The 11,588-nt window shown below is 65.3% G+C and carries 14 protein-coding genes; 11 read left to right on the top strand and 3 right to left on the bottom strand.

Annotated elements, in window-relative coordinates:
- Positions 1-22 precede the first annotated feature (22 nt).
- The 3 genes from BoBH3_RS08175 to BoBH3_RS08165 are packed head-to-tail and all read right to left on the bottom strand — an operon-like array spanning position 23 to position 3,845.
- Positions 23-1,072, bottom strand: a complete 1,050-nt coding sequence (locus BoBH3_RS08175; protein ID WP_262330269.1) for a flagellar hook-associated family protein — start codon at positions 1,070-1,072, stop codon at positions 23-25.
- A gap of 3 nt (positions 1,073-1,075) precedes the next feature.
- On the bottom strand, positions 1,076-2,554 hold the full coding sequence (flgK, locus tag BoBH3_RS08170; RefSeq protein ID WP_262330268.1) for a flagellar hook-associated protein FlgK: 1,479 nt from the start codon (positions 2,552-2,554) through the stop codon (positions 1,076-1,078).
- Between the two features lie 31 nt (positions 2,555-2,585).
- Positions 2,586-3,845 carry a flagellar hook protein FlgE gene (locus BoBH3_RS08165; RefSeq protein WP_262330267.1) on the bottom strand — a complete coding sequence of 420 codons (1,260 nt, stop codon included), beginning with the start codon at positions 3,843-3,845 and terminating at the stop codon, positions 2,586-2,588.
- A gap of 514 nt (positions 3,846-4,359) precedes the next feature.
- Between BoBH3_RS08165 and BoBH3_RS08160 the strand changes: the two genes are divergently transcribed.
- The 11 genes from BoBH3_RS08160 to fliP all read left to right on the top strand — a co-directional run bounded on the left by BoBH3_RS08160 (position 4,360) and on the right by fliP (position 11,529).
- Complete coding sequence (locus BoBH3_RS08160; protein ID WP_316045090.1) at positions 4,360-5,136, top strand: winged helix-turn-helix domain-containing protein; 777 nt, start codon at positions 4,360-4,362, stop codon at positions 5,134-5,136.
- 172 nt (positions 5,137-5,308) lie between these two features.
- Positions 5,309-5,689: a flagellar basal body rod protein FlgB gene (gene flgB, locus BoBH3_RS08155; RefSeq protein WP_262330266.1), complete on the top strand. Its 381-nt coding sequence runs from the start codon at positions 5,309-5,311 to the stop codon at positions 5,687-5,689.
- 38 nt (positions 5,690-5,727) lie between these two features.
- Positions 5,728-6,147: a flagellar basal body rod protein FlgC gene (gene flgC / locus BoBH3_RS08150; RefSeq protein WP_262330265.1), complete on the top strand. Its 420-nt coding sequence runs from the start codon at positions 5,728-5,730 to the stop codon at positions 6,145-6,147.
- On the top strand, positions 6,147-6,497 hold the full coding sequence (gene fliE / locus BoBH3_RS08145; RefSeq protein WP_262330264.1) for a flagellar hook-basal body complex protein FliE: 351 nt from the start codon (positions 6,147-6,149) through the stop codon (positions 6,495-6,497). Before flgC ends, fliE begins: the two co-directional genes overlap by 1 nt.
- A gap of 12 nt (positions 6,498-6,509) precedes the next feature.
- The gene (gene flgG / locus BoBH3_RS08140; RefSeq protein ID WP_262330263.1) at positions 6,510-7,295 is read left to right on the top strand and encodes a flagellar basal-body rod protein FlgG; all 786 of its coding nucleotides are present in this window, start codon (positions 6,510-6,512) and stop codon (positions 7,293-7,295) included.
- An 11-nt stretch (positions 7,296-7,306) separates the two neighbouring features.
- Positions 7,307-7,777 carry a flagellar basal body P-ring formation chaperone FlgA gene (gene flgA, locus BoBH3_RS08135; RefSeq protein ID WP_262330262.1) on the top strand — a complete coding sequence of 157 codons (471 nt, stop codon included), beginning with the start codon at positions 7,307-7,309 and terminating at the stop codon, positions 7,775-7,777.
- Positions 7,777-8,895, top strand: a complete 1,119-nt coding sequence (gene flgI / locus BoBH3_RS08130; RefSeq protein ID WP_262330261.1) for a flagellar basal body P-ring protein FlgI — start codon at positions 7,777-7,779, stop codon at positions 8,893-8,895. The genes flgA and flgI overlap by 1 nt, the downstream gene beginning before the upstream one ends.
- 126 nt (positions 8,896-9,021) lie before the next feature.
- Positions 9,022-9,576 carry a MotE family protein gene (locus BoBH3_RS08125; protein ID WP_262330260.1) on the top strand — a complete coding sequence of 185 codons (555 nt, stop codon included), beginning with the start codon at positions 9,022-9,024 and terminating at the stop codon, positions 9,574-9,576.
- Entirely contained in the window at positions 9,573-10,280 is a 708-nt protein-coding gene (gene flgH, locus BoBH3_RS08120) for a flagellar basal body L-ring protein FlgH (protein WP_262330259.1), read from the top strand. Before BoBH3_RS08125 ends, flgH begins: the two co-directional genes overlap by 4 nt.
- Entirely contained in the window at positions 10,280-10,792 is a 513-nt protein-coding gene (locus BoBH3_RS08115; protein WP_262330258.1) for a flagellar basal body-associated FliL family protein, read from the top strand. The genes flgH and BoBH3_RS08115 overlap by 1 nt, the downstream gene beginning before the upstream one ends.
- Complete coding sequence (gene fliP / locus BoBH3_RS08110) at positions 10,789-11,529, top strand: flagellar type III secretion system pore protein FliP (protein WP_262330257.1); 741 nt, start codon at positions 10,789-10,791, stop codon at positions 11,527-11,529. Before BoBH3_RS08115 ends, fliP begins: the two co-directional genes overlap by 4 nt.
- The last annotated feature ends 59 nt before the right edge of the window (positions 11,530-11,588 follow it).

Here is an 11,588-nt window from a genome sequence, read left to right as displayed (position 1 = left end):
TGCTCTGGCGGTCAGCCGAGGCTCACCGGATGTAGTTGAGGATGCTGAGGGTCTGGAACCGTGCGGTCAGCGCGTAGGACGTCTCGATCTGGGTCGTGAGCTGGTCGACGCGCAGCTTCGCCTCATAGGGATCGACGCCCTCCAGCCCGTTGATCTGCTTGGCCAGGATGTCGCGCTGGATGCTCAGCCGGTCGCTCGCCGTCGAAACGCGCGACTGGGCGGAGCCGAGCTGGGCCTGTTGCTTGATCAGCCCCTGGATGGCGCCGCTGACGGTCGTCAGCGCCTCGCCGACAAGTGCTTCATAGGTGTTCTGGCTCAGATCCGCGGTCGGCAGGCTGACGATCATCGTGTAGGCCTTGGCCAGGTCCCGCATGAAGGTCTCGTTGGTGTTGGTCGAGACGGTCATGACCTCGTTGGGCGAGATCCGGCCGGTCAGGTTCCGGCTGCTGGCGTTCGACCAGTTCGTTCCCCAGTTCGGGTCGGTGAACTCGGCGTTGAAGGTGCCCTGCAGGAAGGTCGTCAGGGCGGCCGCCGGGATGTCGGCCGTCGTTGGGTAGGTGCCGATGGGGAAGGCGGCGGCGAAGGCGGTGTCGATGTTGGTCTTGCTGGTCGGGGCCGGCGTTCCGAAGAAGTTCGTCATCGGCTGTTGCTGCGTGTTGATGCCGCCGAAGACGAACTGGTTGCCCACCGCGGTATTCGCCGCGCCGGTCATCGTCTGCAGGCCATGCGTCGCCTCGGTGACCAGAACGTCGGCCCCCTTCTCTCCGTTGCGGACGGCGAGCAGCGTGGCCATGAAGTTCTGCGCCACGGTCAGCATGCTGCCCAGCGCCTCCTGGGAGGTGTCGAGCCGCTGCGAGATCAGGCCGTTCGTGTCGAGGATGCCCTCGATGCGCTCGTACTGGCTGCGGACATTGACCGTGAGGCCGGTGCGCGAGCCGATGCTGACGCCGATATCGGCGAAGCGGGCGGTCGTCATCTCCTTGTTCGCGCCGATCAGCAGCTCCTGAGCCTTCAGGGTGGTCGCGCGAAGCGTGTTGGCGATGGCGGAGGTCGAAACGAAGGTGGTCTTCATGGCTTACCTCACAGCCTGGAGCAGAGACTCCAGCATCCGGTCGATCGTGGAGATCAGGTTGGACGACGCGGCGTAGGAGCGCTCGAGCTCCATCATCAGCGTCATCTCCTCATCGATGTTGACGCCCATGGCGTTCGACAGGGACTCGGTCGTGCGCTGCAGCAGCGCGGCCGAGTATCCCAGCGTCGTCGTCGCGGTCTGGCGCTCCGCCTCCAGCCAGCCGACGGAGGAGCTGGCGAAGCCGGCCAGGCTGTTGCTGGGGTCGGCCTTCGCGCTCGGGTCGAAATTGCGCTGGGCGTTCAACTCGTCCAGCATCCCCTGGATGCGGTCCGAGAAGCCGGCCTCGCCCGTCGTGTTGTAGACATAGGCGGCGCCGGCGAGGCCGCCGTCGCGGATCCTGTCGAGGTTGCCGCCCTGCGTCGGGTCGGCGGCTGGATTGACGCGGATGGCCGCGGCGATGCCGTTCACCGCGACACCGCTCGGCAGCATCGCCGCCGTGCCGGTCGTGAACAGGCCCGCCAGCTTTGTCGGCACGGCCGGCGGAACGGCCGTCTGGTCGGTCTCGGCGAAGACCTCGATCAGCCCGCGGGCGATTTCGTCGACCTGGCGTTGATAGGTCACCGCGACGTCGTCGCGGATCACCGAGGAGCCGTAGATCTTGCCGGACTTGATCGGCATGATCGCGCCGTTGCTTGCACCGGTGACCGGCACGCCGTCGACGAAGACGGAGGCGCCGACGCTGCCGGGGCCGAGCGCGAAGCTCGGCGCCATGGTGACGCTGCGCGGCACGGTTTCGAACAGGGTGACGCCGCTATCGGTGTAGATCACCATGTCGTTGTCGCCGCGCGTCGACGTGCTGATCCCCATCTCCTCCGAAAGCTGGGAGAGGATGCGCTCCCGGGTGTCCAGCAGGTCCGTGATGTCGCGGCCGGCCTTGGTGCCCTTGATGATGTCGGCGTTGTTCGTCTCGAACTCGGCGAGCAGGCTGTTGACGTGGCCGACGCTCTCCGTCATGTCCGCGTCCGCCTGCTTGCGCACCTCGCTGATCGCGGCGCTGGCCTGGTTGAGCGACGTGGCGATATCGTGCGCGCGGGTCAGGACTTCCTGCGCCAGCAGCGGATCGTCGGGCGTCACGCCGTATTGCTGCAGCGCGTTGGTCAGCGCGCCGAGCTTTGCCGCGAGCGACTGGTTGAGCTCGGGGTCGTTGACCGTGTTCTCGAGCTGGTCGAGCCCGTCCACGATCGCCTGCTGGGAGGTCGCCGCCGAGGTCGCGGCGATCTTGCCCGCGAAAAGGACGGCGTCCATGGCGCGGCCGATCGAGGCGATCTTGACCGCACCACCATAGGTCGTGATCTGCAGGCCGGCTTTGCGGCCGAAATTCGGGTCGCTCGCGCCGGCGACGTTGCGCGAGACGATGGAAGACTGCAGCGAGGTTGCCGACAGGGACGACTGTGCGACGTTCAGGGCTGACGAAAGGCTCATGGTAGCATCCTCGCTGGCGTATAGGGCGGCGTCAGCGCTTCAGGTTGACCAGCACGTCGAGAAGCTCGGACCCGGTCTGGAAGGTCTTGGAGTTCGCGGTGTAGCTGCGCTGAGATTCGATCATTGCGGTGAGTTCGGTCGCGAGGTCGACGTTCGACTGCTCGAGCGCCCCGCCCTTGATGCTGCCGAGGCTGCCGGTCTCCGGGAAGCCGACGATGACGTCGCCCGAGAGCTGGCTGACCGAATAGACGTTGCCCGCCCCAGGGGTGAGCTGGTCCGGGCTCGGCACGTTGGCGAGCGGGATGCGATAGGTCGCGAGACGCGCGCCGTTCTCGAAGATGGCGTAGACCGTGCCGTCGCCGGCGATCTCCATGTCCTCGACCGCCGAGGGCGCGTTGCCGTCGACCGCGAGCTCGAGCGCCGTCTCACCGGTTGCCACCTGCGAGACTTCGCTGAAGTCGATGGTCGCTGTGGCGCCGCCGGGAATGTTGACGTTGAACGTGGCGGGGGCGGTGGTCAGCTCGCCGACGCCGTTGAAGGCCAGCACCTGGGTTGCGAGCGGGCCGCCGGTATAGGGGAAGCCGCCGCCGGCTGCCGCCGTCGACTGGTCGAACACCACGGCCTGCCAGGTGTCGGGGGCCGTGGCGGTCTTCGCCATGTAGACGTCGAGCATCTTCTTGTTGCCGAGGTTGTCGTAGGTCACGATCGACGACTTGCTCGAATAGGTGCTGCCCGCGACGTTGGCGGAGGGCAGGGTGGCGGCCGGTACGATGGCGCTGTTGGAGTCCAGCACGCCCTTGATCGTGCCGCTCACCGTCGGGTTGGCCTGATACGAGATCTTGCCCATGTTCACCCGCTCCATGCCGTCGAGGCTGTTGGCCACGACGCTCGGATCGCCGTTCTTCAGCGGGTAGCCCATCAGGTAGAAGCCGGCCGCGTTGACCATGTCCTTGTTGCCGTCCAGGACGAAGTTGCCGGCGCGGGTCATGAAGTTCGTGCCGCCCGCGTCGGAGACGACGAAGAAGCCGTTGCCGCGGATCGCGAGGCTGGTCGAGAAGCTCGAGCCCATGATGAGGCCCTCGTCGCTGATCGCGTAGCGGATCTGCGTGTCGACGCCGCCGGAATTGTATTCGCTGTGGTTGCCTTCGGAGATCAGCGACGAGAATTCGGTCGAGGCGCGCTTGTATCCGACGGTATTCACGTTGGCGATGTTGTCGGCGACTGCGCCGAGCTTGTTGCCTTGTGCGGCCATGCCGGACACGCCGGTACGCATGATTCCGAAAATGCTCATTGCCTATCTCCGAGACGAAATCTTTGAGCGCATTCGATATCGACTGGCTTGTGCGAAGCTGTCGCAGTCAATCAAAGATAATTTGAATCAAATGCTTGCGCGGAATCTCGTGTGTCGGGCGCCAGAACTTGGGGCGGAACTCCTATTAAATGCAGGCGGATATTGCCGCCGCTGCTGTCGGTCGTCAGCGCGGAAAGGAAAGCGGCAAGGTCATCCGGGAAGCGTGGGGCAGAATAGTTCAGCTCGACATCGCGATGCGATATTCGCGGAATTCACTGTGGCTGCGAGGGCCGATGCGCCGGCGATGGTTTCCGGAACCTTGCCCTCATTTCAGAACAAATCCTCGGGCGTCGGGACCAAGTTGACGACATTGAAAGATTCAGATCGCCGCTTTGATCTGGTAACTTGTCATTAATCGGTGTTTAGGGAAATTAAGGCCGCCTAATAAAAGGTTAATGTAATCAAATAAATATATAAATCGGACTTTATTCGCGATTTCCGTCGTCTGAAACCTATGTTGCGGCGCGTCATTATCTCGTTGACGAAGACGATACCGGTTCATAGCGTGAAATTGCTTCCCGGTGTTTTTGGGAAGACGAGTTTGCGTGGGGGTGCAATGTATATTGTGATCGACGACCGGGCCATGGTCACCGAAGGTTACAGGGCCCTGTTCAATGGCGAAGGCGTGCCCTCGATTGGCTTCACGCCTTCAGGTTTCCAGGAATGGGTGGAGGATTCACCCGCCGATCACCTCAACAACGTCAAGGCCTTCCTCATCGGTGAGTGCCAGGAACGCGTCAGCTTCCCGATGATGATCCGCCGCCGTTCCCAGGCCCCGGTCATTGCGATGAACGAGGCTTCCAATCTCGAGAAGACTTTGGAACTCTTTGCCGCCGGCGTCGACGACGTCGTTCGCAAGCCGGTTCACGTCCGCGAGATTCTGGCGCGCGTCAACGCCATGCAGCGCCGCACCGACAAGCGCCGCTCCGGCGACGACGAGATCTCGCTGGGCGACATCAAGGTCTATTTCGACGGCCGCGATCCCGATGTCGGTGGTGACGTGATGTCGCTGCCGCGCCGCGAGCGCCGCATCCTCGAATTCCTTGTCCGCAGCCGCGGCCGTTGGGTCACCAAGACCCAGGTATTCAACGAGGTCTACGGCCTGTTCGATGCCGAGGTCGACGAGGCCGTGGTCGAAAGCCATGTCAGCAAGCTGCGCAAGAAGCTGCGCGAGCGGCTCGGCTACGACCCCGTCCAGTCCAAGCGCTACCTCGGCTACACGATCGCCTGATCGAATTGTTGACCGCTGGGCGACAGGTTTGACAAACCGTCGCCCGCAGTTTTATAGTCATATCTAAGCATATATGCTCAATTCGCGGCAATTTATTCTGGATAATTGCTGACGACAGCTTCGCGCAAGACACTCCTCCTAGTGTTGCATTGCAACGATTTGGAGGCTTCCTGTGGAGCCAATTCATCTTTTCGATCTGGCGGCCAAGAAGGCGAACTGGCTCGCCGTGCGCCAGAACGCCGTTTCGCAGAATATCGCGAACGCCAATACGCCGCGCTACTCGGCCATCGACATCGAGCCGTTCGATGCGGTCGTCAACAAGACGCATCTGTCTATGGCCTCGCCGACGCCCGGCCACATCAGCGTGGCGCCGACCGAGAGCATGACGACGAAGCAGCGGAAGTCCGAGAGCTGGTCGACGGTGCATTCCGGCAATTCGGTGAGCGTCGAGCAGGAGATGCTCAAGGCCGGCGACATCAACCGCAACTACTCGCTCACGACGAACATCGTGAAAAGCTTCCATCGCATGATGACGATAGCGATGAAGGGCTGAGTAAAGCCTTTCTGCTGAAGTATAGCCGAGGATCATCGATGATTGACCCTATTGACTCTTCGCTTCGTATCGCTGGCGCGGGCCTTCATGCCCAGTCGACCCGCGTGCGGGTCGTCTCGGAGAACCTGGCCAACGCCCAGTCGACGGGCCAGACGCCTGGCTCCGATCCCTATCGCCGCAAGACGGTGACCTTCGCGAGCGCCATCGACCAGGCCTCGGGCTCCAAACTCGTGCAGGTCAAGGGCGTCGGCGTCGACCGCGCCCCCTTCCGCCTCGAATATGACCCGAACCATCCGGCCGCCGACGCCAAGGGCTTCGTCAAGATGCCCAACGTCTCGATGCTGCTGGAGATGGCCGACATGCGCGAGGCCAACCGCTCCTATGAGGCGAACCTGCAGATGATCAAGCAGGCGCGCTCGATGCAAGCCATGACGATCGACCTACTGAGGAACGGCTGATGCTGAACGCCATTTCCGCTCTCTCGCCCATCGCGAGCCGTGCAGCCCAGGGTGTCACCCAGGGTCTCTCCGGCCTGGGCGCTTCGCTGACCAATCCCGGCGCACAGGCCGGTGCGGCCGGCGGCACCCCCGGCGCCGATTTCGGCTCCGTCTTCGCCAATGTCGCCGAGAACTTCCTCGACACGATGAAGCAGGGCGAGGCGGCTTCGATCGCCGGCGTCCAGGGCAAGGCCGCCGTGCAGGACGTCGTCCAGGCGGTGATGTCGGCCGAGCAGTCGCTGCAGCTCGCCATGGCGATGCGCGACAAGGTCGTCTCTGCCTACCAAGAATTCATCCGGATGCAGATCTAAGGAAACGCCGCCATGAAGGTCCTTGCCATCGCCGCGACCGGCATGAGCGCGCAGCAGCTCAACGTCGAAGTCATCGCGAACAACATCGCGAACATCAACACGACGTCGTTCAAGCGCGCCCGGCCCGAGTTCACCGATCTGCTCTACCAGACCGAGCGCTCGCGCGGCGTCCCGAACCGGGGCGGCGACGGCTCGATCCCGGAAGGCGCCTCGCTCGGCCTCGGCGTGCGCGCCGCAGCCATCCGCAACCTGCACCTTCAGGGCGCGATGACGCAGACGGGTAACCGTCTCGACCTCGCCATCGACGGCCGCGGCTGGTTCAAGATCACCGCGCCGGAAGGTGAGACGCTCTATGCCCGCGCCGGCACCTTCAATACCAATGCCGACGGTGACGTCGTTACGGCCGACGGCTACCTGCTCGACCCGGCGATCCGCGTGCCGGCCGAGGCGGTGGACGTCACTGTCAACGAGTCGGGCCTCGTCTTCGCCAAGATCCCGGCCGAGGTGCAGCCGCGCCAGATCGGCCAGATCACGCTGGTGAACTTCGCCAACGATGCCGGCCTCGAGCCGCTCGGCGGCAATCTCTACCGCGAGACGGTCGCCTCCGGGAACCCGACCGAGGGCACGCCGACGAGCATCGGCTTCGGCAAGCTGCGTCAGGGCTATCTCGAGGCCTCCAACGTCGATCCCGTCAAGGAGATCACGGCGCTGATCGCAGCGCAGCGCTCCTACGAGATGAACGCCAAGGTCATCACCGCCGCCGACCAGATGGCCGGCACCGTAACCAACGTCCGTTGAGGAGCGCTGCGATGACCTCTGCCCTGCTGCGATATGCTCTGCTGGCCGCGACTCTCCTCGGCGCGGCCGCGCCGCTCAGCGCCGCGGCCGAAGACGTGATGCTGCCGGTGCCGCTGGTCACGCTCTATCCGGGCGACGTCGTCAGCGACGGCCAGCTCGTCGACCGGATGTTCCGCATCAATTCGCGCGCCTCGCTGGTCTCGATCGACAATCGCCTCGCCGTCGTTGGCAAGGCGGTGCGGCGCACGCTGCTGCCGGGCCAGCCTATCCCCAGCAACGCCGTCGACGACCCCAAGCTGGTGCGCCGCGGTGTGCCGGCCCAGGTCGTGTTCCGCGAGAAGGACCTCGTCATCACCGGCATCGTCGAGCCGATGGCCTCGGCCGCGGTCAATGAGATGGTCAAGGCCCGCAACCCCGATAGCGGCCTCATCGTCGTCGGCGTGGTGCAGGCGGACGGCACCATTCGCGTCGGAGCCCAGTGATGACCTTTCGCTCGCGCATCGCCGCGCTCTGCTGCGCGCTCGTTCTGGTCTTCCAGAGCGTCGTGCCGGCATCGGCCTCGGTCCGGATCAAGGACATCGCGGGGCTGCAGGGCATCCGCGACAACCAGCTCGTGGGCTACGGGCTCGTCATCGGCCTGCAGGGCACCGGCGACAGCGTGCGCAACTCGCCTTTCACCGGCCAGGCCATGCAGTCGATGCTCGATCGACTCGGCGTCAACGTCCGCAACCAGGCGCTGCGCACCCGCAACGTCGCGGCCGTGATCGTCACCGCCGACCTGCCGCCCTTCGCCGGTCGCGGCAGCCGGATCGACGTCAACGTCGCCTCGATGGGCGATGCGACCTCGCTGCAGGGCGGCACGCTGGTCGTGACCCAGCTCCTCGGCACGGACGGCCAGACCTATGCGCTGGCGCAGGGCCGGCTCAACGTCTCGGGTTTCGATGTCCGCGGCGAGGCCGAGCGCGTGACCCAGGGCGTCACGACCGCCGCCCGCATTCCCGGCGGCGCGATGATCGAGCGTCAGCTCCCGGACCCGCTCGCCAACCTGCATGTGCTTTCGCTGGAACTGCGCAATCCCGATTTCGCCACGGCTGAGCGCATGGCAGCCGCGATCAATGCCTATAGCCGCAGGCAGTACAAGACGACGGTTGCCTATGCGATGGACAACCGCACGATCAGCCTGACGCGCCCCGTCAGCGTCTCGACCTCGCGTTTCATCGCCGATATCGAGCGGCTGGAGGTCGAGCCCGATGCCCCGGCCCGCGTCGTGGTCGACGAGCGCACCGGCACGGTGGTGATCGGCCGCGACGTCAAGATCTCGACCGTCGCCGTGACCCACGGCAATCTGACAGTGCGCGTCACCGAGGCGCCGCAGGTCTCCCAGCCGGAGATGTTCAGCAACGGCGAAACGGTGGTCGTGCCCCGCACCCAGGTCGATGTGACCCAGCCCAACGGCCATCTCGCGATCATCAACGGCGCCAACCTGCACACACTGGTCCGGGGCCTCAACCAGATCGGCCTCAAGCCCTCCGGCATCATCGCGATCCTGCAGGCGATCAAGACGGCGGGCGCCCTCCAGGCCGACCTCGTCGTCCAGTAGCCAGGATAGACCCTGCCCCGCGCAGGAGGAGCGCCGGCCGCAAGGCCGGCGCTCTCATTTTGGGGTCAGCCTCGCGAAAGCGTCCGCTGCTAGGACTGGCCCAAGACGATGCAACGGATTGTGGATATGGCGGATAGCAAGCTCCCGGTCGGAACCCTGCGACATGCCGCGTTCGCGGCGTTCATCCTGGTGCCGCTCGGCGCCTGGGCGCAGACGCCCAGGGATGCGCTGAGGACGACGCCGGCAGCCGTGGCGACGTCGACTTCGGACGCCGCCAATTTCTGCGCCAGCATCCGCGATCCCGCTGCGGAGGCGCGCTTCGCCTGGCAGTCCGAGCAGCTCAGGGTGCTGGAGGCCAAGCTCTCCGACACGCTGAAGAAGCTCGATGCCCGCAAGGCCGAGCTGCAGGCCCTGAACGACCGCCGCGACGCCGATGCGAAGCAGGTCGAGGCCCGCATGACCGATATCTTCTCGCGGATGCGCCCCGATGCCGCCGCCCTCCAGCTCGCCGCGATGGACCCGGCCATGGCCGTCTCCGTGCTCGGCAAGCTTCCTGCGCGCGCCGCCAGCGCCGTCCTCAACGAGATGGAGGCCTCCCGCGCCGCCCAGCTCGCAGAGGCGATGGGCGGCCGCAACCCGACCTCCCGTAGAACCCAGACGAATGGAGCGCAGAGCCGATGAAGGCCATCATTCTTGCGGCTTGCGCCGTCGCCCTTGGCGGCTGCGCGCAGGACATCGCCGAATTCAATCGCGAGCCGGTGATGTCGCGCGTCGGCAGCGGCCTTTCCGTCGCCCATGACGCCATCCCGCATGCGCAGGCCACCGGCCGCCCGGTCGATGTCGCCTTCAACTCGATCTACAGCCGCAACACCAGCGAAAGCCTGTTCCGTGACGCCCGCGCGATGAAGGTCGGCGACGTCGTGACGGTCAAGGTCTTGTTCAAGGACAAGGCGAAGCTCGACAACAAGACCGATCGCTCGCGCAACTCCTCCACGAAGTTCGGGCTCGACCTCGCCGCCGCCTTCAACGGTTCGTCCGGCGACGGCAGCCTCAGCGCCGATGCCAGGTCGGACAGCTCCTCGCGCGGCAAGGGCCAGACCGATCGCTCGGAGGAGATCGATGTCTCGGTCGCAGCGGTCGTCACGCAGATCCTGCCCAACGGCAACCTGCTGATCAGCGGCTCGCAGGAGATGCGCGTCAACTACGACATGCGCGTGCTCAACGTCGCCGGCATCGTGCGCCCGGGGGACATCACCGGCAGCAACACTGTCGCCTACGACAAGATCGCCGAGGCGCGCATCTCCTATGGCGGCCGCGGTCGCGCCATGGAAGTGCAGCAGCCGGCCTGGGGTCAGCAGCTCTATGATCGGATCACCCCCTTCTGATGGCCAAGCTTCCAGCCAAATCGCCTGAGAGGAAGAAGGCTGCCGGCCGCGCTGCAGCCGTGCTGACGACCGCCGTCCCGGTGGTCCTGCTGACGGCGCTCGCGGCCGGGGCTGGCACGCTCTGGGGCATGCGCGTCGTCGGCACTGTCGAGGACACGGTGAAGCAGCGCATGGAGGAGAGCACGCCCCATGTCGCGGTCAACCCGGCGATGACCGGCACCTATGTGCTCAAGAAGCTCGCGCCGATCGTGACCAACCTCGCCGCGCCGCCCAACACCTGGGTCCGGATCGAGGCCTCGCTGGTGATGGAGCAGAAGGCCGCCGAGTCCGCCGATCCGCTGGCCGGCGCGATCGGCGAGGATATCCTCGCCTTCCTGCGCAGCGTCACGGCCGCGCAGATGCAGGGCGCGGCCGGCCTCAAGAACCTGCGCGAAGACCTGACCGAGCGCGTCGCGATCCGTTCCAAGGGCCTCGTGCGCGACATCGTCATCGAAACCCTGGTGGTTCAGTGATCAGATTTGCCGGCGTCATCGCCATCCTGCTGGCCGGCACGGCCGGCGCGGCTGCGCAGTCGCTCAGCCTCGACGGCCTGCTGCCGCAGGGCGGCGCCTCGGCCTCCGGGCGCATCGTCCAGATCGTCGCGATGCTCACGGTGCTCTCGGTGGCGCCGGGCATCCTGATGATGGTCACGAGCTTCAGCCGCTTCGTGATCGCGCTGTCCTTCCTGCGTTCCGGCCTCGGCCTGCAGGGCACGCCGGCGAACCTGATCCTGATCAGCCTCGCGTTGTTCATGACCTTCTTCGTCATGGCGCCGACCTTCGACCGGGCCTGGCAGAACGGCGTGCTGCCGCTGGTCGAGAACCGGATCAATGAGGGAGAGGCCTATACCCAGATCACGGCGCCTTTCCGCGAGTTCATGCTGGCGCAGACGCGTCCGGCGGATCTGCGTCTCTTCGCCGACGTCGCCCCGCCGAGCATCCGCCCGACCGACCCGACCAGCCAGACCGTCGACCTGCGCATCCTGATCCCGTCCTTCATGATCTCGGAGCTGCGCCGCGCCTTCGAGATCGGCTTCCTGATCGTGCTGCCCTTCCTGGTGATCGACATGATCGTCGCCACCATCGTGATGTCGATGGGCATGATGATGTTGCCGCCGACGGTGATCTCCCTGCCGTTCAAGGTGATCTTCTTCGTCCTGATCGACGGCTGGAACCTGCTGATCAGCGGCCTGATACGCTCCTACGGATAGCGTAGGAGCTTTGCACGGAGCCCCTTGACTGGTTCGGCCGCTCCGTCGACGAGTCGTCG

The organism is Allobosea sp. BH3 (assembly GCF_025499465.1).
Lineage (GTDB): Bacteria > Pseudomonadota > Alphaproteobacteria > Rhizobiales > Beijerinckiaceae > Allobosea.
The sequence above is the reverse complement of the archived record's forward strand: the minus strand, read 5'-3'. Positions and strand labels throughout refer to the sequence as shown.

Excerpts from the sequence above, each read along its gene's own strand:
- BoBH3_RS08115 (WP_262330258.1), top strand. The coding sequence starts at position 10,280 with ATGGCCAAGCTTCCAGCCAAATCGCCTGAGAGGAAGAAGGCTGCCGGC.
- flgC (WP_262330265.1), top strand. The coding sequence starts at position 5,728 with ATGATTGACCCTATTGACTCTTCGCTTCGTATCGCTGGCGCGGGCCTT.
- BoBH3_RS08165 (WP_262330267.1), bottom strand. The coding sequence starts at position 3,845 with ATGAGCATTTTCGGAATCATGCGTACCGGCGTGTCCGGCATGGCCGCA.
- BoBH3_RS08175 (WP_262330269.1), bottom strand. The coding sequence starts at position 1,072 with ATGAAGACCACCTTCGTTTCGACCTCCGCCATCGCCAACACGCTTCGC.
- flgI (WP_262330261.1), top strand. The coding sequence starts at position 7,777 with ATGACCTTTCGCTCGCGCATCGCCGCGCTCTGCTGCGCGCTCGTTCTG.
- flgK (WP_262330268.1), bottom strand. The coding sequence starts at position 2,554 with ATGAGCCTTTCGTCAGCCCTGAACGTCGCACAGTCGTCCCTGTCGGCA.
- flgA (WP_262330262.1), top strand. The coding sequence starts at position 7,307 with ATGACCTCTGCCCTGCTGCGATATGCTCTGCTGGCCGCGACTCTCCTC.
- BoBH3_RS08125 (WP_262330260.1), top strand. The coding sequence starts at position 9,022 with ATGGCGGATAGCAAGCTCCCGGTCGGAACCCTGCGACATGCCGCGTTC.
- flgG (WP_262330263.1), top strand. The coding sequence starts at position 6,510 with ATGAAGGTCCTTGCCATCGCCGCGACCGGCATGAGCGCGCAGCAGCTC.
- fliE (WP_262330264.1), top strand. The coding sequence starts at position 6,147 with ATGCTGAACGCCATTTCCGCTCTCTCGCCCATCGCGAGCCGTGCAGCC.
- BoBH3_RS08160 (WP_316045090.1), top strand. The coding sequence starts at position 4,360 with ATGTTGCGGCGCGTCATTATCTCGTTGACGAAGACGATACCGGTTCAT.
- flgH (WP_262330259.1), top strand. The coding sequence starts at position 9,573 with ATGAAGGCCATCATTCTTGCGGCTTGCGCCGTCGCCCTTGGCGGCTGC.